At 67.6% G+C, this 19,895-nt stretch carries 22 protein-coding genes; 15 read left to right on the forward strand and 7 right to left on the reverse strand.

What is annotated here, in order from left to right; all coding sequences use genetic code 11:
* The first annotated feature begins 74 nt into the window (after positions 1-74).
* The 12 genes from cmtR (at position 75) to V6S66_RS14925 (ending at position 11,296) form a co-directional block, all read left to right on the forward strand.
* The gene (gene cmtR / locus V6S66_RS14870; protein ID WP_334207566.1) at positions 75-440 is read left to right on the forward strand and encodes a Cd(II)/Pb(II)-sensing metalloregulatory transcriptional regulator CmtR; all 366 of its coding nucleotides are present in this window, start codon (positions 75-77) and stop codon (positions 438-440) included.
* Positions 437-2,482: a heavy metal translocating P-type ATPase gene (locus V6S66_RS14875; RefSeq protein WP_442885942.1), complete on the forward strand. Its 2,046-nt coding sequence runs from the start codon at positions 437-439 to the stop codon at positions 2,480-2,482. Before cmtR ends, V6S66_RS14875 begins: the two co-directional genes overlap by 4 nt.
* Complete coding sequence (locus V6S66_RS14880) at positions 2,479-2,931, forward strand: methyltransferase family protein (RefSeq protein WP_334207567.1); 453 nt, start codon at positions 2,479-2,481, stop codon at positions 2,929-2,931. The genes V6S66_RS14875 and V6S66_RS14880 overlap by 4 nt, the downstream gene beginning before the upstream one ends.
* Before the next feature lie 118 nt (positions 2,932-3,049).
* Entirely contained in the window at positions 3,050-3,409 is a 360-nt protein-coding gene (locus tag V6S66_RS14885) for a BlaI/MecI/CopY family transcriptional regulator (protein WP_334207568.1), read from the forward strand.
* Positions 3,409-4,347 carry a M48 family metalloprotease gene (locus V6S66_RS14890; RefSeq protein WP_334204916.1) on the forward strand — a complete coding sequence of 313 codons (939 nt, stop codon included), beginning with the start codon at positions 3,409-3,411 and terminating at the stop codon, positions 4,345-4,347. Before V6S66_RS14885 ends, V6S66_RS14890 begins: the two co-directional genes overlap by 1 nt.
* 38 nt (positions 4,348-4,385) lie before the next feature.
* Complete coding sequence (locus V6S66_RS14895; protein ID WP_334204915.1) at positions 4,386-5,054, forward strand: DsbA family protein; 669 nt, start codon at positions 4,386-4,388, stop codon at positions 5,052-5,054.
* Positions 5,051-5,884 (forward strand): SURF1 family cytochrome oxidase biogenesis protein, encoded by an 834-nt coding sequence (locus V6S66_RS14900; RefSeq protein WP_334204914.1) that lies wholly within the window; start codon positions 5,051-5,053, stop codon positions 5,882-5,884. Before V6S66_RS14895 ends, V6S66_RS14900 begins: the two co-directional genes overlap by 4 nt.
* Positions 5,885-5,901: 17 nt before the next feature.
* Positions 5,902-7,464, forward strand: coding sequence for a cytochrome c biogenesis protein ResB (gene resB, locus V6S66_RS14905; RefSeq protein WP_334204913.1), 1,563 nt, complete (start codon positions 5,902-5,904; stop codon positions 7,462-7,464).
* A gap of 125 nt (positions 7,465-7,589) precedes the next feature.
* Entirely contained in the window at positions 7,590-9,068 is a 1,479-nt protein-coding gene (lnt, locus tag V6S66_RS14910; protein ID WP_334207569.1) for an apolipoprotein N-acyltransferase, read from the forward strand.
* A gap of 160 nt (positions 9,069-9,228) precedes the next feature.
* Entirely contained in the window at positions 9,229-9,555 is a 327-nt protein-coding gene (locus V6S66_RS14915; protein WP_334207570.1) for a hypothetical protein, read from the forward strand.
* 482 nt (positions 9,556-10,037) lie between these two features.
* Positions 10,038-10,553: a DUF3152 domain-containing protein gene (locus V6S66_RS14920; protein ID WP_334207571.1), complete on the forward strand. Its 516-nt coding sequence runs from the start codon at positions 10,038-10,040 to the stop codon at positions 10,551-10,553.
* 32 nt (positions 10,554-10,585) lie between these two features.
* Positions 10,586-11,296, forward strand: coding sequence for a sortase domain-containing protein (locus tag V6S66_RS14925; RefSeq protein WP_334207572.1), 711 nt, complete (start codon positions 10,586-10,588; stop codon positions 11,294-11,296).
* A gap of 463 nt (positions 11,297-11,759) precedes the next feature.
* Here V6S66_RS14925 and V6S66_RS14930 read toward each other — a convergent pair whose 3' ends face one another.
* Positions 11,760-12,674: an alpha/beta hydrolase gene (locus tag V6S66_RS14930; protein ID WP_334207573.1), complete on the reverse strand. Its 915-nt coding sequence runs from the start codon at positions 12,672-12,674 to the stop codon at positions 11,760-11,762.
* 52 nt (positions 12,675-12,726) lie between these two features.
* Here V6S66_RS14930 and V6S66_RS14935 point away from each other — a divergent pair, with 52 nt between their 5' ends.
* Positions 12,727-13,356, forward strand: a complete 630-nt coding sequence (locus V6S66_RS14935) for a TetR/AcrR family transcriptional regulator (RefSeq protein WP_334207574.1) — start codon at positions 12,727-12,729, stop codon at positions 13,354-13,356.
* 150 nt (positions 13,357-13,506) lie between these two features.
* Here V6S66_RS14935 and V6S66_RS14940 read toward each other — a convergent pair whose 3' ends face one another.
* The 5 genes from V6S66_RS14940 to V6S66_RS14960 form a co-directional block, all read right to left on the reverse strand.
* The gene (locus tag V6S66_RS14940; protein WP_334207575.1) at positions 13,507-13,851 is read right to left on the reverse strand and encodes a DMT family transporter; all 345 of its coding nucleotides are present in this window, start codon (positions 13,849-13,851) and stop codon (positions 13,507-13,509) included.
* A 183-nt stretch (positions 13,852-14,034) separates the two neighbouring features.
* Positions 14,035-15,021: an arsenic resistance protein gene (locus V6S66_RS14945; RefSeq protein ID WP_334207576.1), complete on the reverse strand. Its 987-nt coding sequence runs from the start codon at positions 15,019-15,021 to the stop codon at positions 14,035-14,037.
* Positions 15,018-15,317, reverse strand: a complete 300-nt coding sequence (locus tag V6S66_RS14950) for a hypothetical protein (RefSeq protein ID WP_334207577.1) — start codon at positions 15,315-15,317, stop codon at positions 15,018-15,020. The genes V6S66_RS14945 and V6S66_RS14950 overlap by 4 nt, the downstream gene beginning before the upstream one ends.
* The gene (locus V6S66_RS14955) at positions 15,314-15,757 is read right to left on the reverse strand and encodes a MerR family transcriptional regulator (protein WP_334207578.1); all 444 of its coding nucleotides are present in this window, start codon (positions 15,755-15,757) and stop codon (positions 15,314-15,316) included. Before V6S66_RS14955 ends, V6S66_RS14950 begins: the two co-directional genes overlap by 4 nt.
* A gap of 20 nt (positions 15,758-15,777) precedes the next feature.
* Positions 15,778-16,158 (reverse strand): hypothetical protein, encoded by a 381-nt coding sequence (locus V6S66_RS14960; protein ID WP_334207579.1) that lies wholly within the window; start codon positions 16,156-16,158, stop codon positions 15,778-15,780.
* Between the two features lie 295 nt (positions 16,159-16,453).
* Here V6S66_RS14960 and V6S66_RS14965 point away from each other — a divergent pair, with 295 nt between their 5' ends.
* Both V6S66_RS14965 and V6S66_RS14970 read left to right on the forward strand, forming a co-directional pair.
* A complete protein-coding gene (locus tag V6S66_RS14965; protein ID WP_334207580.1) occupies positions 16,454-17,650 on the forward strand; it encodes an MFS transporter in 1,197 nt (398 codons plus the stop codon).
* Positions 17,651-17,654: 4 nt separating this feature from the next.
* On the forward strand, positions 17,655-18,017 hold the full coding sequence (locus V6S66_RS14970; RefSeq protein WP_334207581.1) for an ArsR/SmtB family transcription factor: 363 nt from the start codon (positions 17,655-17,657) through the stop codon (positions 18,015-18,017).
* Between the two features lie 640 nt (positions 18,018-18,657).
* Here V6S66_RS14970 and V6S66_RS14975 read toward each other — a convergent pair.
* A complete protein-coding gene (locus V6S66_RS14975) occupies positions 18,658-19,827 on the reverse strand; it encodes a PucR family transcriptional regulator (protein WP_334207582.1) in 1,170 nt (389 codons plus the stop codon).
* Between the last annotated feature and the right edge of the window lie 68 nt (positions 19,828-19,895).

Genomic DNA, 19,895 nt, shown 5'->3' on the forward strand with positions numbered 1-19,895 from the left:
TAGTGACCACTCCTACGATCGGTAGGACTTCGCTTGGAGGACCGACTGGTCAGCCGCTGATGTATGGTCACTGCATGCTGACCATTGCAACTCGCGTCGACGTCATGAATCGTCTCGGTCGGGCGATGGCCGATCACACGCGATCAAGGATCCTGCTCGACCTGCTCGATCAGCCCGGATATCCCGCCGTCCTGGCCGAGACCCTGGGACTGACTCGCACGAACGTCTCGAACCACCTGGCCTGCCTGCGGGGCTGCGGCATCGTGGTGGCGGTGCCAGAGGGACGCCGCACCAGGTACGAGATCGCCGACCCGCATCTCGCTCGCGCTCTCCAACAGCTCATGACGGCCGTCCTGGCCGTCGATGACGGCGTGGCCTGCGTCGACGACGCTTGCGACGTGCCGCTGTGCTGTGGTCCGGCCGAGCAGGCGAGCCGGTGAGCAAGGAGTGCTGCGGGCCGCCAGCCGTTTCGGGCGAGCTCGAGTCCGCGGACCACCTCGCCCACCGCCGCGAGGCGATGACGCCGTGGTGGCGCGACCGCTCTCTGGCGCTGCCCGCAGCGTCCGGCACGCTGGTCGCTGTCGGCAGCCTCCTGCAGTGGAACGGCGCCGACCAAGCCGCACTCGTCCTCCTCTGGGGGGCACTGCTGGCCGGGGCCTGGACCTTCGTCCCGGGAGCGCTCCGTCATCTCGCGCGTGGATTCCTCGGCGTCGGCTTGCTGATGACGATTGCCGCGATGGGTGCGGTGGCCCTGGGCCACATCGGTGAGGCCGCGGCACTGGCATTCCTGTTCTCGATCGCCGAAGCGCTCGAGGACCGCGCGATGGACAAGGCCAAGCACGGCCTCGGATCGCTGTTGTCACTGATCCCGAGCACGACCCGCGTCGTGCGCGACGGGCAAGACGTCACGATCGAAGCCACAGACGTCCAGATCGGCGACGTCCTGATCGTCGGAGCCGGTGAGCGGGTCGCGACCGACGGCATGGTCACGACGGGCCGCTCGATGGTCGACGCCTCTGCCATCAACGGAGAGTCGATCCCCCTGGAGGTCGGCCCCGGCACCGAGGTGCTGGCCGGGAGCGTCAACGGAGGCGGCAGCCTGACCCTGCAGGCCACAGCGGCCGGCACCGACAACTCTCTGACGACGATCGTCAGGCTCGTCCAGGAGGCCCACCAGCGCAAGGGCGACCGCGCCCGCCTCGCCGACCGCATCGCCCGCCCCCTCGTCCCGGTCGTGCTCGTCACCGCCACACTCGTCGCGGTGGTCGGCTCCTGGCTCGGAGAGTCCTCGGTGTGGATCGAGCGCGCCCTCGTCGTCCTCGTGGCGGCCTCGCCGTGTGCGATGGCCATCGCAGTGCCCGTCACGGTGATCTCCGCGATCGGCTCTGCGAGCAAGCTGGGCGTGATCATCAAGTCGGGCGAAGCCTTCGAGCAGTTCGGCACGATCCGACAGGTCGCCTTCGACAAGACCGGGACCCTGACGCGCAACGAGCCGCAGGTCGTGACCGTACTGACCACCGCCGACACCACCGATGCCGAGGTTCTCCGGGTCGCGGCGGCCCTGGAACGGACCAGTACGCACCCGCTCGCCAGTGCGATCGTCGACGCGGGCGGGCGCACCCTCACCGCCACCGACGTCGAGGAGCTCCCGGGACACGGCATCACCGGGACCATCGACGGCATTGCCCACGCCGTCGGCCACCACCGCTGGCTCTCCCCCGGCGCCCTCTCGTCCGCCACCAATTCACTGACCGATGAGGGCATGAGCGTCGTCGTCGTCCACCGTGACGGGCAGGTGCTCGGAGTGATCGGGGTGCGTGACGAGCTGAAGCCCGAAGCCGCCGAAGCCGTCGCCGACCTCGCGGCCGTGGGCATCACCGCGGTGATGATCACCGGCGACAACACCCGCACCGCGCGGGCGATCGCTCGCGCGGCTGGCATCGAGACCGTTCACGCCGAGCAGCTCCCCCAGGACAAGGCCGACGTCGTCGAGACGATGCGCCGTCAAGCACCGACCGCCATGGTGGGCGACGGCATCAACGATGCGCCGGCCCTCGCGGCCGCGACCGTCGGCATCGCCATGGGCGCGACCGGTTCGGCCGCTGCCGTGGAGTCGGCCGACATCGCCTTCACCGGACAGGACCTTCGTCAGATTCCGGCGGCGATCGCGCACGCCCGACGAGGCCGCCGCATCATGACCGGCAACATCCTCCTCGCACTGGCCATCATCGTCGTCCTGTTCCCCCTCGCACTGTTCGGCGTGCTCGGGCTTGCCGGAGTCGTGCTCGTCCACGAGGTGGCCGAGGTCGTGGTGATCGGCAACGGGCTGCGTGCCGCACGTCTGCGCGGTCTTCGCCGCGAGGAAGCCCCACCGGTCGTAGCCACCACCGGTTCGGGGTGCACCGACGGCTGTTGCACCCCGGACACGGCGTCGCCGATCCTCACCATCGCTTCCGCCTCGAGAGACGAGGTGACTCGGTGACGCGCCGACCGCCACCGCTCGTCTTGGCCGTCGGCGCCGCAGCCGCGCAGCACATGATCGGACCGGCCCGGCGCCCGACCAGGTCGTCGAGGATCGCCGCGGCCGCCGTCGCCGTCGGCGCCGCTGCCCTCCTGGTCAGGCCCATCGTGGCCTTCCGACAGGCAGGAACTACCGTCGACCCTCGCGAGCAAGCCGCCAGCGAAGCACTCGTCACGACCGGCGCCAACGCCATCAGCCGCAACCCGATGTACGTCGGTATGGCAGGTCTGCTGACCGCTCGAGCCATCGCACGACGCAGCATGCCGGCACTGCTGCCAGTCGTCGCCTTCGTGGCGTGGATCGACCGCGTCCAAATCCCAGCCGAGGAACAGCACCTGCAGCAGCGATTCGGAAACGAGTACGAGCACTACACGGCCCGCGTACCCCGCTGGCTACGACCTCTGCCGTGACACTGGGCCGGGAGAGGTTTCGGTCGGGCCGGAGCGGCGAGCAGGTGAGGTGGGTCCCGTCGCTCCGACCCGAGGTAATCTACGTTACTACGTACTGTAGAAATTCGAGGAGGACGGCATGCGCAGCTTCGGCGATCTCGAATCGCGAATCATGCAGACACTGTGGTCGTCAAGCGAGGGATTGACCGTGCATGAGGTCATTGACCGCCTCGAGACGCCCGTGGCTTACACGACAGCCATCACTGTGATCGAACGCCTTCGGGCCAAGGGATGGCTGGCCCGGGAGAAGGAGGGTCGGGCCTTCCGGTACGTCGCCACCCGCAGCGAGTCTCAGTACGCGGCTTCCCTCATGAGCGAGGCCCTCGACGAGGTTGACGATCGCACCGGAGCGCTTCTGAGCTTCGCCGACCGGCTCAACCCCGATGAGGCTCGCAAGCTCCGCGAGGCTCTCGGTCGACTCGGATCCGAGGAAGGCTGATGTCGCTGATCGTCGCGCTCGTCCTGCTGGTGGTCGCTGTCACGAGTGCCTGGACCATCGACAGATCGCTGCGTGGAGCTCGGTGGGTCGAGGCCGCCCCCGGCCGCGCGTTGATGGTCTGGCACCTCGCGGCGATCTCCCTGGGCGGCGGCGTGATCGCCGCGGGCGCCTTGCTGACCCACGACGTCCTCGAGCACGTCATGTTCCGAGCCACTGGCGTCTCGGAGGACGAGCTTCATCGGGTCTACGCCGGCGGCGTCGAGCTGAGCCCTCTCTGGAACGCAACGGCCGCGATAGTCCTGGCCGGGATGGGCGTGCTGGTCTTCCACGCGGCCGTAGCGACGGTCACCACCAGCCGCAGTCGCCGCCGCCTTCACGAGGCGCTCGAGCAGAACGTGACGACGGCAGCCGACGGGTGCGACGTCGTACCGAGCGAGCGGCTCTACGCCTACTGCATCCCGGGGAACGCGCGGCGCCGTTCGCGAGTCGTGATCTCGACTGCTGCGCTTCAGGTCTTGAGCACCGGGGAGCTCGCGGCTGTCATCGCGCACGAGCGCAGCCATCTGCGCCGCCGCCACCACCGGTCAATCGCCGCTGCGGAAGTGTTCACCCGAACCGCTGGACCGCTGCGAATCCTTCCGAGCTACGGCGCCGAGGTGCGACGGCTCGTCGAGCTCGAGGCCGACGACGATGCCTGGCACGACGCCGGGCGGATGTCACTGGCGCGAGCACTCCTGGCCATGGCTAGTCCTCAGCACCCCTCCGGCAGCCTCGCCATGGGAGCGTCCGCAACGGGCGAGCGGATCCACCGCATGCTGCTCACGCCTCAGCACGACCGCCGTCTCACCTCAGTGCTGGTCGTCCTGGCAGTGGTCGCTGCTGTCATCCCCCCGGCGACGATCGGCTTGCCGGCCCTGTACCTCGCGCTCGGCGCGTGACCGTCCAACATCTCCCCCACACCCACTCTGGAGACCCTGTGAATCGCCCCTCTCGCCGGCCCGTCATCACCGCATCCATCGTGGCCGTCTGCGTCGCCGTGCTCGGACTCTTCGTGGTGCTCGAGGTCAGGAGCGCACCGGAGGTCTCCGAGAGCTCCGGAGCCGAGGACCCGCGCATCGTGCGCGCCGACAGCCACGTCCTTCAGGAGGCCCCCGAGGGCTCGCCCGTCCTTGTGGAGTTCCTCGACTTCGAGTGCGAGGCCTGTGGAGCCCTGTACCCGGCGATCGAGCAGCTCCGTGAGGACTTCGACGACGAGGTGAAGTTCGTGGTCCGCTACTTCCCGCTGCCCAGCCACCTCAACTCGCGCAATGCCGCGCACGCAGCCGAAGCAGCAGCACGGCAGGGTGAGTTCGAGGCGATGTACCGGCTCCTGTTCGAGACCCAGACCTCGTGGGGAGAGAGCCAGGACGATCAATCCCCTCTGTTCCGCACCTACGCCGAGGAGATCGGCCTCGACCTGGCCCAGTTCGATGCCGACGTCGTCAGCGAGGACGTCGCGGCCCGGGTCGAGGCCGACTTCCAGGACGCCCAGTCCCTCGGCCTGAGCGGCACCCCGAGCCTGTTCCTCGACGGCGAGGTGATCCAGCCCCGCACGCTGGGCGACTTCGAGGACGCACTCGAGCGAGCCGTCGCCGCCGCCGGATGAGTCGCTATCGCCGAGGGCTCGGCGAGCTGCGGTTCCTCGTGAGTCGTCGCTGGATCGGGTTCGGCATCTTCGTGATCGTCCTGGCCGGCGTGTGCGTACAGCTCGGGGCCTGGCAGTTCGACAAGCTCGCCGCGCGTGAGGACCGCAACGCCTTGGTCGCCGAGCACCTCGCGATCGACCCAGTGGAGCTGAACTCCGTGGTCCCTGCCGGCCAGCGCCTCGATCCCGATCAGGAATGGACGGTCGTGACCGCGACCGGACGCTACGACCTGGACCGACAGGTGACGGTCAAGTACGTCAGCCGCGACCGCCGCCCCGGCGTGGACGTGCTCACGCCCTTCGTGCTAGACGACGGCACCGCGCTGCTCGTCAACCGGGGCTTCGTCGAGACGCTCCGATCCTCGACAGCTCCGAAGGAACTCCCTGTGGCAACGTCGGCGACTGTCGAGATCACCGGATGGTTGCGTCCCAACAGCGGCGCGACAGGCGACGCAATTCGCGTGAACGACACCCAGGTCCGCGCCATCTCCAGCGACGGGCTCGCCGATCACGTCCCGTACGAGCTCCGCGACGGGTACCTCAATCTGCAGGCCCAGAGCTCCGGCGCCGGGGTGCTCGACCCGGAGCCACGTCCAGAGCTCGGCCCGGGGACCCATTTCGCCTACGGCCTGCAGTGGTGGTTCTTCGGCGCACTCGCCCTCACCGGCTTCGTCTGGTTCGCGCACGCCGAACGCCAGGACCGACGCAAGCGTCTCACCAAGTCACTACGGCCGGTGGCGGGCTCCGGGACCACATCGGACGAGCTGCACGACCTCCAGAGCAGTCGATGACGGATCGACCCAGAGACATGGCTCGCGCACTCTCACCACGCGAGTTCCTCCGGTGGATCTGGGGCCAGCTGACCTCGATGCGGACGGCTCTGCTCCTGCTGCTGCTCCTCGCGGTGGCCTCGCTCCCCGGCTCATTCATCCCCCAGCGCCGGGTGGACTCCCGAGCGACACTGGCCTTCGAGTCCCGCAACCCCGAGCTGTCGCCGTGGCTCGATCGACTCGGCCTGTTCGACGTCTACAGCTCACCGTGGTTCAGCGCCATCTACCTGCTGCTGATGGTCTCGCTCATCGGCTGCATCATCCCGCGTACTCGGGTGTACCTGCGGGCCCTGCGAGCACGTCCACCGAAGGCACCGAAGCGGTTCTCCCGACTGCCGGCTTCCGGGTCGTTCTCCACGACCGCCGACGTCGATGCGGTCCTCGCCGCGGCCCGCCAGACCGTTCGGCGCGGACGGATCGACATCGTGACCTCGGTCGCCCCTGGCGGCGCGACAGGAGAGCTGCGAGCCGAGCGAGGCTACTTGCGCGAGCTCGGCAACCTGGTGTTCCACGTGAGTGTCGTGGTAGTCCTCGTCGGCGTCGCGATCGGTTCCCTCCTGGGCTACCGGGGCGCGGTGATCGTCACCGAGGGCCAGACCTACGCCAATGCGCTCACCCAGTTCGACGAGTTCGATTCAGGCACCTGGTTCGATCCCGAGGAGCTACCGCCCTTCTCGCTCGAGCTCGACGACATGATCGCCGAGTTCGATGTGAGCGACGGACCGCAACGGGGTGCGCCGCGACTGTTCGAAGCCACCGGGACGTATCGGTCTTCGCTCGACGGGCCGACCGAGGACTTCTCCGTCCGCGTCAACAACCCACTCGCGATCGGGTCGACGAACGTCTTCCTCGTCGGGCAGGGCTACTCGCCCGTCATCACCGTGACCGATCCCCAGGGGGTCGTCGTGTTCGACGAGGCGGTCCCGTTCCTGCCCGAGGGACCCACTTACACCTCGGGTGGAGTGGTCAAGGTCGCCGACGCCCAACCCGAGCAGATCGGCATGCAAGGCTTCTTCCTCCCTACTGCAGCACGCACCGGAGAGGACGACCCCTCCGTGTCGGTCTTCCCTGCCGCAGCCAACCCTTACATCGCCCTTCAGGTGTGGACCGGCGATCTCGGCCTCGACGACGGGGTACCGCAATCGGTATACGTGCTCGACAAGAGCAGGATGACCCAAGTCCTCGACGCGAACGGCGCGCCCTTCCGCATCGAGCTGCAGCCGGGGCAGTCCACGACCCTCCCGGACGGCACCACCGTCGCGTTCTCCGAGCTGAAGCAGTTCGCCCGCTTTCAGATCGCCTCCGCACCACTCGCGCTGGTCCCCCTCGCCGGCGTATCCGTTGGGCTCGGTGGGCTCATGCTGTCCCTGTTCATCCGACCGCGGCGCACCTGGGTGCGTGCGACGTCGGACGGCACGACCACCGTCGTCGAGGTCGGCGCGCTTGATCGCGTCCCACGCGACGGCCTCCCCGAAGACCTCACGGGCTTCATCGATCGCCTCGCCAGCGCACTAGACAGCCCGGCAGGACGAACGCCGTGACCGAGTCATCCGATGGGGCCCGCCGAGGGGGGACGGGAGCGCTCACGACGACTGAACGTCGCCGAGCTCCTACGAACCTGAAGTCCGGTGGGCTACGTACGCTGCCGATTGCTCTCGCCGGAGGCGTGGTCGCCGCCCTCGCGTTCGAGCCCGTCGGCCATGGCTGGCTCGCGCCTCTCGCGATGGCCATGCTCTGGATCGGCGCGACAAGGTCCCACTGGCGCGCAGCCCTGCTCCATGGCGCCTGCTTCGGTTTCACCTTCATGGGAGTACTCCTGTGGTGGCTCGTGGACTCGATCGGTGCCGGGGCGTGGGCGCTGCTCGTCGGGACGCAGTCGGTGGCGGTCGTCGCAGCAGCCGCGGGTATTCACGCAGTCAGTCGCCTTCCTGCGGGACCGGTGTGGGCGGGCGCGGTGTGGGTCCTCGTCGAGTCGACGAGAAGCGCCTGGCCTCTCGGCGGACTGCCCTGGGGGCGATTGGGCATCACCGCGATCGACATGCCATGGGTGACCCTGCTGCCGTACGTGGGAATCCCCGGCACCGGGTTCGTGGTAGCTTCGGCCGGGTTTGCTCTTGGAGGACTGGCGACCCGCCACAGAGGCTCAGATTTTGTCGTGGTCGCAGCCGTCGTGGCGTCGTTCGCGGCCACGGTCGCGCCCTTCGTGGCGCCACACGAAGGCACGTTCCGAATCGCGGTGGTCCAGGGCGGCGTACCGGGCGATGGCCGCGACGTGGCGGGTAGTCACCGACAGGTGACGGCCAACCACGTCCAGCAGACCGAGGAGCTGGCGCAACGCATCGCGGCAGGCAGAACACGGGCACCCGATCTCATCGTGTGGCCGGAGAACTCCACGGCGGTGGACCCCGTGCGGGATCGAGCGACCCGCGCCGTGATCGATGAGGCCGTATCCGCGGTGGGCATCCCCACACTGATCGGCGGCATCTTCGAGGGACCAGACGACGCCACGGCATACAACCGTGGCATCGTCTGGCTCCCCGACGGCGAGACCGGACCTGCGTACACGAAGACCCACCCCGTCCCCTTCGGCGAGTACATTCCGTGGCGCTCTGTCATCGGCGGCTGGTCGTCGCGGTTCCAGCTGATTCCACGGGACTTCCTCCCCGGCTCCGGTGAAGGACCCCTCGACGTCGCTGGCGTCAAGGTCGCCGATGCCATCTGTTTCGACGTCGCGTACGACGACGTGTTACCCGACCAGGTCCGCCGCGGTGCGCAGCTGGTCACCGTGCAGACCAGCAACGCGACCTTCTATGGGACCTACCAGCCCGAGCAGCAGTTCGAGATCACGCGGGCCCGCGCGGTGGAGCTCGGCCGCAGCGTCGCAGTGGCGTCGACCAACGGCATCTCCGCCATCATCGACCCGAGCGGCCGGGTGCTCGTGCGGTCCGCCGAGGGATCCGGGGCAGTCGCGATCAAGGACGTGCCACTCGTCGATGCCATCACCCCGGCCGTCCGCTTTCAGACCCATCAGATGCTCATGCTGAGCAGCCTCGCGATCGGCGGGCTCCTGTGGTGCGCTGCGAGAAATTCTCGGTGGCGCCGCGTGAACGTCGGTCTTGCTTCATACCGGCAGGTCGAACGATGACTAGCACCATCAGCGGAATCCACGCAACTCTTCGGACCACTCGGAATGAACCGCAGAGTCCCCATCGGCAGGATCCTCAGGCACAACCAAGGAGCAAAATCGAATGATGAGTTCAGGAACTCGACGCTGGGTCGTTTCGGTGGCACTCGCAGTGCCAACGGTGGTCTACGCACTCGACCAACTGCTCACGATCGAGTGGCCCGATGACGCGGTCTGGCCGGTGCGCCTCGTGCTTCTCTTGGCCGCCGCCGTGATCGCCGGCATCGCCTTCCAGGTGTGGAGCACCGGCCTACCGCAGGCGCCGCGGCCGCTCGCCGCCATGATCACTTCGTTGATCGGCGGTGCCAGTCTCGCGTCAGCCGTCACCTCTGGAGGCGACGACACGGTCTTCGGCAGCGGAGCCCTGGGGGCAGTGTCGCTCGTTGCCCTCGCGTTCGGTGTCATCGTTCTCAACATCGACGGTCGCGAGCAGGGCAACCGATCGTGACCACCCATGCTGCGTCTTGAAGCCGGCCGACCTGCCACCCCGCGCAGGCCTTACCGAAGGCTGGCAACTATTGCCTCAACGTCGGGTCTCTCAACCCGAGCCTGGACATCACTCCCACATCGGGATCCTCGCCGACGCATCTGGACAGGGGCCGGCCGTCTGCCAGGCGTCCCAGCAGCCTGCACCGCCGAGACTGACCGGTGGTGGGCCGTGAACTCCGAGGGCGTTCTCGTGAGCGAAGACCGGGGCACGTCATGGTCTCCAGTCCAGTGAGTCGACCGCGCCACCGCCACAAGCGACGGCACCTTCCAACCCCGACGATCCTCACCGGAGTCATGATCACCATCACTTTGGGCGTGACCGCGTGGGTCAGCGTCACGAGCCCGGCTCCGTCGACAACGTCGGCCGAGAGCAGCGCTGAGAGCACTTCGACCGCACGAGACGCGGGCGCCGAACCCTCACCGACACCCACCCCGGTGCCGGTGTCGCCAGGACCGGCTCCCGGCACCTACAGCACTGCACCCGAAGCCGGTCCCGCGGCGGGAACGGCCGGTGACCTCGTGCAGTACCGCGTCGAGGTCGAGGACGTGGTCGGGATATCCCCCGTCGAGTTCGCCGCGGCCGTCGACGGCGTCACCGCCGATCCGCGAGGGTGGACCCAGGACGGCGCACGCCGACTTCAACGCACGGACACGGCGCCATTGCGGATCGTGCTCGTCAGCCCGCCCACCGCCGACCAGTTGTGCGCGCCGTTGAACACCGCCGGGAAGTACTCCTGCCGCAACGGCAATGACGTCGTCATCAACGCCGACCGCTGGAACGTGGGAGTCCCACATTTCCAACCACTGGACCAATACCGCATCTACGTGATCAACCACGAGCTCGGCCACGCACTCCGCAACCCGCACGAATCGTGCCCCGGCAGCGGACAGGTCGCGCCGGTCATGCTCCAGCAGACCATCGGCCTCGACGGCTGCCTGCCCAACCCCTGGCCCTAACCCCCTTCTACCCAGCCGTCCAAGGACCCGCCATGACCACCGATCCAGCCGGACCCAGTCCACGACGACATGCGCACGCACGACGCCGGCCGCGCCGTCGACGTCTCCTCACGACCCTGGGCCTGGCGCTGGTGCTGACCGGACTGAGCTTCATCGCCTACGTCGGTTGGGAGCTCTACGGGACCAACATCATCGCCGCCCAGAAGCACGAAGAGATCAAGGAGCAGATCGCCGAAGACTGGGCGAACAACATCGACAGCAACGCGGCCGGTCTCCTGCGGGTCGAGCGCTGGGGCAGTGACTACGAGATCCCGATCATTCCCGGCAGTGACCTGCTGGACTCCACGGGCCGCTCCGCCCTCGCGAGCGGAGTCGGCTGGTACGAGAAGGGGGCCGGCCCCGGCGAGGTCGGCAACTTCGTCCTCGGCGGACACCGCAGCGGGCGAGGCGCCGTCTTCAAGCGCATCCTGGACCTGCGAGCGGGCGACCTCGTCGAGATCGAGACGCGCACGCACCTCTACACCTATCAGCTCCGGCAGAACGGAGACGAGATCAAGGTCGAGTACACGACCAGCTGGCCACTGTTCCCCGTCCCCGACCCGAACTCGCGCGGCGCCACCCCCACCGAGCCACTCCTGACGATGATCACCTGCGCAGAGATGTTCAGCACCGACCTACGCCGAATCGTGATCGGCGAGCTCGTCGACGTTCAAGAGAAGGCACCCGCCACCGCTTCGACCTGACCGCACACGGTCAGCGCGTGTCGCACCCGCGGTCGGGCAACGCCGCACAAGGAATCAACTCAGTCCATTCTGCGCGAGGACCGCGGCTGGACTCTGCCTACCGCTGGTCCGTAGCAATCCCGAACCCCCTTACGAGTTCCCATGTGTGCTGTAGTCACTGACATTGACCGCGCCCCACCCCGACCGATGACGCCCAAGGTGCCCGGACGTTCCGCGTAGTCCCACGGTTCCCGCTCCCGTCGACCAGCAGCACTCTGTTGGCCGGAGGTCGATCCCTTTGCTGCGAGCCAGCTATCGGTCCTCGGACTTCCACCACCGGTCGCTCCGCGAGGAAACTTGGCGTCGAAAGTTCCGGACGCCGAATCCCCAAATGACTCTGGCGCATGATTCTGGCCCGGAATGGCTGCGCGCGCGGCAATGGACTGATTTTCGAACTCAGGATTTGCGGGCCGAGCGAGCTGGCTCAATGAAGATCGACGAGTGTCCGCTCGGCTAGTTCGCGGAGCGCAGCCTCGGCCTGGTCGAGGCCAGGTTGCTCGACCGGGAAGTGACCGCACCCTTCCAGCAGGACCGTCTCGACCGGTACGGCGATGCGGTCCACGAACCGCTGGCTCAGCGCGGGCGGGGTCCAGCCGTCGTTGGCCGGGTGCACGAGCAGGACGGGACAGGCGGTGAACGACTCAGGCGGAGTGTGCTCGTAGGCGAAGTAGCTGGCCAGCCAACCGATCGGTACACGTCCGCCGCCGCCGAGAGGGTCCGATGCGCACAGGCGCGCGAGCTCCGGGTCGCGACTCATCGAGCCCATGTCTGCGAACCACGTGATCGGCACGCGCACGCGAGCGAACAGACGTCCGAGCAACGGCAGCGTGAGGGGCGCGAGCTTGCCCATCCATCGCCATCGCGTAGCGGCTTCCCGTGCGTGCGGGTCACTGAGGTCGAGCAGACAGGTCGCGGCGACGGCCGAGACGCGACCTGTCCGGGCCGCGAGCTCGTAGGCGAGCATCCCGCCCATGCTGGCGCCGAGCACGATGAGCGGGCGGTCGTCGTCCTCGGCCTCGACCAGGTCCTCAAGCAGGTCGAGCCAGTCCCCGTACCGGACGCCGCTCGGGTCCGGTTCGACCGTGCGCCCGTAGAGCGGCAGGTCGGGGACCATCAGGTCCATGCCCTCGCTGGCGACGATCGATGCCAGCGGCCACACCAAGCCGGAGTGACCACCCGCGCCGTGCAACACCCAGACACGCAGCGCGGCATCGGGACGACGTGCTCGCGCGAGGTGCACGCGTCGTCCGCGCCAGGACCACCAATCCTCTTCCGGCTCGACCTCGACCCGGGCACGGACGTCGTCGGGCAGGAAGCGCGCATAGTCTTCGATCGTCACCACACCATCGTCGAGCGGACAGGCGCCCGTCGACAACTCGCATTGGAGCCCGATGACCCAGCCCCGCAAGCGGCCAGCGCAGCAGCGCTCGCGCGCCACCGTGGACGTCATCCTTGAGGCAGCTGCTCAGGTTTTCGACACCGAGGGCATCGCGGCGACGACCAATCGCATCGCTGAGCGAGCAGGGGTGTCCATCGGGTCGGTGTACCAGTACTTCCCTGACAAGCACGCGCTCCTACACGAGCTGGCCCTGCGACATCTTGCGGTCGCCGCAGCAGAGATCGACGCCGTGCTCAGCCGGGCCGAGACCACGGATGCGCACGTGGTCGGGCTGGTCGAGGACCTGACTCGCGCGATCGTGCGGGTTAACCAGAGTCCCGGCCAGCTCCATCAGGTGCTCCGCGGCTTCGCCCCGCGCTCGCCGGAACTTCTGGCACTGTTCGGAGCGACGGCCTCACGCGTGGTCACTGCAGTTGCCGATCGCCTTCGCGAGCTCGGTGTTGACGATCCCGTGGGGCGGGCTCGGCTCGCGTATGAGTCCCTCGACGGCCAGGCGCACGGCAGCCTTGGCCGCATCGATGACCCGGACCGACGTGAGGCGAGGATCCGCGCCGTGGTGGCAGGCCAACTCTCCGTTCTCGGACTTACTCCGACGTCAGCGGACGCCGAAACTTTACGCTGAAAGCTTCGGACTCCGAAACCTCGAACGGTTCCGGCCCGCGTGCCTGGCTTCATGACGATCCCAACGCCGAGAATGACTGCTACCGGGAGGTGCTACGTCATTGCTGGACGTGGGGAGCGCTCGTTGCGTTCACGTGCAGGAGGGTGAGGCCTACAACGCCGACGACGATGAGCAGGATGCACCCCACCCGCATGGCGGGATGGTCTCCGAGAGGGCGACCATCCCGTAGATCGCCGTTCCCACAGCCCCGATACCCACCCAGACCGCGTAGGCAGTACCCAGCGGAATGCTGCGGATCGCGTACGCGAGACCCCCCATGCTGATGGTCACGCACACCAGAAAGATCACAGACGGCCAAAGTCGTGTGAATGTCTGCGACTTCTCCAATGCGGCGGCGTACACGATCTCCATCAGGCCCGCGAGAAAGAGCGCTGCCCAGGCAAACAACAGCCACCGCCTCCCTAGCCAAGCGGCTCGATTCCCCTCATTGTCCATCAGCTCGCCGGGCTGCGAGGACCTGCACCAAAGCGGTCAAACGTCAGCCCGCTCGGAGTACTCAGAAGACGACACGCGGGAGACCGCCGATGACCCGTCATCGGCGGACGATGTCGGCTCCGACTCGATCGAAGGGTCAGGCGACGCCGGCAGTTTGGATCACCTTGGCGCATGTTGTGCGCCTTAAGTCACTGAGTCGGATCGAGCGAGGAGCGGGACGACCCGCACGTAGATCACCATGGCGACGAGCTCGACGAGGGTCTGGGTCACGACGACGACTGCCGCCAACGCGTAAGCCTCCGGGAGCGCCAGCGCGAGGGGCAGGACCACGAGGGAGTTGCGGGTTGCGCCTGAGAAAGTGAGCGCGATCGAGCGCGGACGGTCGAGGCGGGCCACGCGCGCGACCTGCGCTCCGACAAGTGCCATCACCAGGAACCACACGACGTAGACCGGGACCACCGACACGACGTCGCTGAATCGGTCAGTGATGTCGCTGACTTGGGAGGCCACGACCGCGAACAGTGTTGCCATCATGAGCGGCACCATGAGGCCAGCCATCACCGTCTCGAGAGCACGGCTGGCGGCGAACCGCTTTGACAGTGCTTGCGTGAGAGCTGCGAGGGTCAGCGGGATCGCGATGAGGACGATGAACGCGTGGACGAAGGGACCTGGTTCGACGATGTCGGCGAGGTCGGGTCCGATGAAGAGGTACAGGTAGAGCGGCAGCAAGGCCAGCTGCAGGAGCATCAGCAGCGGGGCGGCAGCGACCAGGCGGTCTGCTGCGCCGCCGGCGATGCCGGAGAAGACGATCACGTAGTCGATGCAGGGCGTCAGCAAAACCAGCAGGACGCCGATGACGATGGCTTGGTCGTCGGGGAGGAACTGGATGAGTCCCCAGACGACGACTGGTCCGGCGATGAAGTTCAGGCCGAGGACCGCGATCAGGAATCGTGCGTCGCGGAAGCTCGCAGCCATGTCGAGGAACGGGACCTGCAGGAACGTCGCGAACAGGAGCGCTGCCAGGACTGGTTCGATGGCGTGCTCCAGCGACTGCCCGGCCCCGTCGCTCACAGCTAGGCCGAAGATCAGCGCCGCCGCGATGGCGGCGAGGTAGAGCGCGATCTGATGCTTCTCCGCGAACTGCACGGCGCGGTCGATGACGACTCTCAAAGCTCGACCGGCCAGGTCGGGGTCAGCTCGATCTCTACGGGTCCTGCAGCTGTGCCCGTCGAACACGAGTCGCGTCGTCCTCGTCGACGTCGCAGCCACACCGCACCGACGGTGGCGCCCGCGACGACGATGGCGAATACGAGCCCGGCGAACGTCAGGGCTGCGGCGGTCGCCGCGGCGCCGGTCAGACCGATCCCGAATAGGGCAAGCAGAGGTGCGGCGCAACAGACCGCGCAGGCGGCCGCGGCCGTGCCGGCGAGCCCGCCGCGCACACGTGATTGTTCCGGGGTGGTCATAGCGTGCTCCGTCGCTGAGGCTGGTCGGTGTCGGTGGGCCGGGTGGTGATCGTGGCAAAGGGGATGGGGCAGCAGTCGCTCCCGGCGCAGGCGATCAGGTCGTCACAGCCGGCGTCGACCGCGGCCAGCAACGTTTCGCGGATTACCGTCAGGTCGGTGATACGGCTGTCGATCTCGGCCAGCTTCGCGCTGGCGCGGCTCTGGAGCCCCCCGGTGCCGTGGTGGTGCCGCCCGAGCTCGAGGAGTTCAGCGGTCTCGTCGAGAGTGAACCCCAAGCGCTGAGCAGCTTTGACGACCTTGAGGACGGTGACGGTCTCGGGTGGATACAGACGGTGCCCACCGAGACTGCGTGCCGGTTCCTCCAAGAGTCCTCGCCGCTCGTAGTAGCGAAGCGTCTCGACGTTGACTCCAGCGGCCGACGCGACCTGACCACTGCGCATGCCCTCGACCCCGCCGACGTTCACTGCGCACCACGGCCGATCGCCACGGCGCGCGACACCAGCCCATCGAAGACCGACGAATGCGCCAGTGGCACGCTCACCGTCAGCTCGACGAAACACCGCACCGGGTCGGGATGCGCCAGCTCCACCGTCTCGAACGCAAAGAACGAGCAGCAGCCGGACTCGGTCTCGACGAGACGCTGCACATGACTCGCGAGATCACTCGGCCCCTCGAGCAGAAGCGTCGCTCGCGTGCCGCGAGCAACGCACCGGCGGACCTCGACCAAGGCATCAGCGAAAAGCGCATCGAACTCCGCCACACGCAACGGTTGCTCGGCGGGCGGCAGAGTGCACGCATCGGGAACCCAAACGCTGACATCACTCAACGGGATGACGGTCATGAGATAAGGGTAAATCCGTACCTAGGTACGGATTGCAACCCCGCAATCACGACGCCGACTAAGCCAGTCGCCCGAAACCTCGCGCCGAAAGTTTCGAACGCCGAAACCCAAAAATTCTGGCTCTTGTATTTGCTCGGAAGGACTCCCAGCACCGCAATGGTCCGACGCCCGCCCGCCGACCCACATGTAGTGGCGGGCCCAGCCGGGTGGTCGCTGCAACCAACGGGCGTGAATTTGCATCAGTGCGCAGATGCGTACATATACTTACTTCATGAGAAGCCCCACACGGCGGGTCATGACCAACATCACCTATCAGCGCCTGTTCGCCGCTCAGGTGGTAGCGCTGCTCGGAACCGGTCTACTCACTGTCGCGCTCAGCCTGCTGGCCTTCGAAGTCTCGCCCAACTCGGCGGGTTCGGTGGTGGCGACAGCGTTGACGATCAAGATCCTGGCGTACGTCCTCCTCGCCCCGTCGATCACGGCCGTGACGTCGAGGTGGTCGCCGCGCACGGTCCTCATCGGCGCGGACCTGATCAGACTCGTCACGGCCCTCAGTCTGCTGTGGGTCTCAGAGGTATGGCACATCTACGCCTTGATCTTCATTCTCCAAGCAGCCTCGGCAACCTTCACGCCGACCTTCCAGGCCGTGATCCCGGTGGTCCTGCCTGATGAGCGCGACTACACGCGCGCGCTCTCGCTATCGCGGGTGGCCTACGACCTCGAGGCCGTCGCCAGTCCGGTGATCGCAGCCGGAATGCTGCTCCTCATCGACTTCCACGGCCTGTTCGCCGGCACCGCCCTTGGATTCGCCCTGTCAGCCGGGCTGGTACTGGGGTCCGGTCTCAAGATCGAAGGTGCGGAGCAGACCTCGTCATTCGCGTCTCGGGTATCGAGCGGAGTACGAATGTTCTGCACCCGTCGTCCACTCGTAGCAGTGATTCTCTTGGACCTCGCCGCTGCCTGCGCAATGGCCACCGTACTGGTGAACACCGTGGTCGTCGTGCGCCAGGACCTCGCACTGGGGCCCGTCGCGCTCTCCACGACCCTGGCCACTTTCGGTGCCGGCTCCATGCTCGTCGCACTCGCGCTCCCGCGCGTACTCGACCATCGGAAGCCGCTGCCGGTGATGATGATCGGCGGCGGTGCCACGGCTCTTGGACTTGCCGTCGCCGCCATGACCGGACCCTGGGGGTCGGTCTTGATCGCGTGGGCGCTCCTCGGGGCCGCGACCTCTGCGGTACTCACTCCCTCCGGAGCGGTCGTGAACCTAGCCACTAGTCCGAGCGAGCGTCCCGCCGCCTACGCGGCACACTTCTCGCTGTCCCACGCCTGCTATCTGATCACCTATCCCATGGCGGGCTGGCTAGGTGCCACCGCCGGTGTCGCAACCAGCACGGCTGTCCTGGCGTCCACCGCAGCATGCGCAACAGCATTCGCGGGAGTCGTTCTGGTGCGCGGCAGCTCGGGTGTGAACGCAAGTGCGCGACAATGAACCCATGGCCAAGTCCGAGGGCGATCTAGCGCAAGCGAGTCTCGACCACAGCCTCACGCCGGATGCCACCCGCCTGCGTCACGGCTCGCAGATCTTCGCCATGCTGGCCGAGCCCACCCGCCTCGAGCTCCTCTGGCACCTCACCAACGGATCGGCCACAGTCGGCGACCTCGCCGACCGCGTCTCAGCCTCCCGAACCTCGGTAAGCCAACACCTCGCAAAACTTCGGCTCGCCGGACTCGTCGACGTGACCCGCGACGGCCGACACCAGCACTACTCACTTCGAGGTGGCCACCTCGCCCGGCTCATCCGGGAAGGCCTCAACCACGCCGACCACATCACCACCGGCGAGGGCCCCCACGGCTGAACTGCCCAGGTGTCCCGCGCGGTCCAGGCGGGCAGAAGCGCCTACAACTGCGCGTGTGAAGCGGCCGACTGCGACGACGAATGCTGCACCACCTCCAGCTCCCAACCATGCCCACCAGGAATCTCAGGCCGATTCGTCAACCATGTTGGCGCGAGGTGGCCGATCAGGCCCTTGCGTGGCTAGCAACAAGAGGTCGCCCGTTCTTAGACCGCTGTGCAGCAGTCCCCAGCCGCGAAAAACTCGATCGCGCACCGGTTGGTACCCACTGATTGGAAGCCCACCGCGCCGTCCGAAGACTGCCCTTCGGCGGCAAGATGGGCATCGAGATCAGGCAACAGCCGGGCAACACGGGATCAATTTCTCGCCGTCAACTGCCAACGACAACCAGCGGCTCGGCGACGAAGCATGTCCGGCGTTCCAAGGTTCCCCGCGTCAGTCGATTCTCACCAACTAGTCAGAGTTCCCCCTTTCAAGGCGGTAGCGCGGGTTCGAATCCCGTACGGGGTACCTGGATTTTCACCGAAATTGCAGTGATTCTTGGTGTAGCGGAAATCGGACGGGTGTCGCTTGGCCCGCATTTGGCCCGCCCCAGGTCAGCGCTCCCGGCATCCCCGCGCAGCTTGCGAACCGACCAGCGCCCTCAGGCGAGCGCGATGGTGGCGTCGCGGACGAACTGCGGGTCGGTGAGCCGCTCCCCGTAGAGCTCGCGCAACTGGCCCATGCGGTAGCGGACGGTCTGGGGGTGCACGAAGAGGACCGCGGCGATGTCGTCGCGGCGACCCTGGTGGAGCAGCCAGGCCCGGAGGGTGTCGGCGAGCTTCTCCTGGGCGACCGGGCTGAGCTCGTCGAGCGGTCCGAGCACCCGGGACCTCAGGTCGGCCCGGGCCTCGGCATCGGCACCGACCACGAGATCGGCCAGGTGCAGGTCGGTGTCACCACGCAGGCCGAGGCGGTGCGCGTGACGCGCGCGCTGGTACGACTCGCTCGCCAGCGCCCACGGGCGGGCGGGCCCCACGACGGCGTCGAGCTCACGCAGCGCGCGGGTCAGGGCCCGTCGCTCGCGGCCGCCGGCAGCCGGGACGAGGAGGATCGACGTCCCGGTCTCGAGGTCCAGCCCCGCCGTGTCCTCGGGCACGTGCAGCGACCTCGGATCGAGCAGTCCGCGCAGCGACCGCAGCGACGCCTCGGGCACGATCACAGCAGTGAGGTGCTTCGGGGCGTCCCAGTCGGCGCGATCGGCCGCTTGCACGAGCTCCGACTCAGGAGCGCCTTCGACGAGGCGCGTCGCGAGTCGATCCAGTCGTTGCTGGCGAAGTCGCCCCGAGGTGGCCAGCTCGTCGGCGTGGCCGCTGACGCTCGCGGCCGACAGGCCGTCGATGAACGAGAACACCAGCTCGGCCAGCCGGGCGACGGTCGTGGCGTCCAGGCCGCTCGCGACGGCCGCGGCGCTCATCTCGCGCCAGGACACCCGGGCACCGACGCGGTAGGCCTGCGCGAGGGCGTCCATGGTCCGCCCGCTGCGGGCCTCACCACGGCCCAGGGCGTAGGCCGCCTCCCGCACCGTCTCGATCTGGTCGCCGGCGTCGATCCCCTCCTGGCGCGCCGCGAGGTCGAGGAAGCCGTCGAGCGCGAGGGTCACCGCGACCTCGATGTTGCGGCCCATCGCTCCCCGGAACGGGTCGCGATAGCTCGGCACCTCGCTGATGACCGCCGCGATGGTCTGCTCCGCGACCCCGGCCATGCCGGCGCGCATCCGGTCGACGACGGCGGCCGGGAGCCGCAGGGCGTCGCTTCCACGGGAGTCCGCCACGATCCACCTTTGTTCGGAGAGAACAGATACTACCGCCAGATTCACGCGGAGTGGTCATGAAATTGACC

Origin of the sequence: Aeromicrobium sp. Sec7.5, assembly GCF_036867135.1 — a bacterium.
Taxonomy (GTDB): Bacteria; Actinomycetota; Actinomycetes; order Propionibacteriales; family Nocardioidaceae; genus Aeromicrobium.

Bases quoted from the DNA above. Each gene is read 5' to 3' on its own strand.
- cmtR (WP_334207566.1), top strand. From the start codon at position 75: ATGCTGACCATTGCAACTCGCGTCGACGTCATGAATCGTCTCGGTCGG.
- V6S66_RS14885 (WP_334207568.1), top strand. From the start codon at position 3,050: ATGCGCAGCTTCGGCGATCTCGAATCGCGAATCATGCAGACACTGTGG.
- V6S66_RS14890 (WP_334204916.1), top strand. From the start codon at position 3,409: ATGTCGCTGATCGTCGCGCTCGTCCTGCTGGTGGTCGCTGTCACGAGT.
- V6S66_RS14900 (WP_334204914.1), top strand. From the start codon at position 5,051: ATGAGTCGCTATCGCCGAGGGCTCGGCGAGCTGCGGTTCCTCGTGAGT.
- resB (WP_334204913.1), top strand. From the start codon at position 5,902: ATGGCTCGCGCACTCTCACCACGCGAGTTCCTCCGGTGGATCTGGGGC.
- V6S66_RS14925 (WP_334207572.1), top strand. From the start codon at position 10,586: ATGACCACCGATCCAGCCGGACCCAGTCCACGACGACATGCGCACGCA.
- V6S66_RS14935 (WP_334207574.1), top strand. From the start codon at position 12,727: ATGACCCAGCCCCGCAAGCGGCCAGCGCAGCAGCGCTCGCGCGCCACC.
- V6S66_RS14940 (WP_334207575.1), bottom strand. From the start codon at position 13,851: ATGGACAATGAGGGGAATCGAGCCGCTTGGCTAGGGAGGCGGTGGCTG.
- V6S66_RS14950 (WP_334207577.1), bottom strand. From the start codon at position 15,317: ATGACCACCCCGGAACAATCACGTGTGCGCGGCGGGCTCGCCGGCACG.
- V6S66_RS14955 (WP_334207578.1), bottom strand. From the start codon at position 15,757: ATGCGCAGTGGTCAGGTCGCGTCGGCCGCTGGAGTCAACGTCGAGACG.
- V6S66_RS14960 (WP_334207579.1), bottom strand. From the start codon at position 16,158: ATGACCGTCATCCCGTTGAGTGATGTCAGCGTTTGGGTTCCCGATGCG.
- V6S66_RS14965 (WP_334207580.1), top strand. From the start codon at position 16,454: ATGACCAACATCACCTATCAGCGCCTGTTCGCCGCTCAGGTGGTAGCG.
- V6S66_RS14970 (WP_334207581.1), top strand. From the start codon at position 17,655: ATGGCCAAGTCCGAGGGCGATCTAGCGCAAGCGAGTCTCGACCACAGC.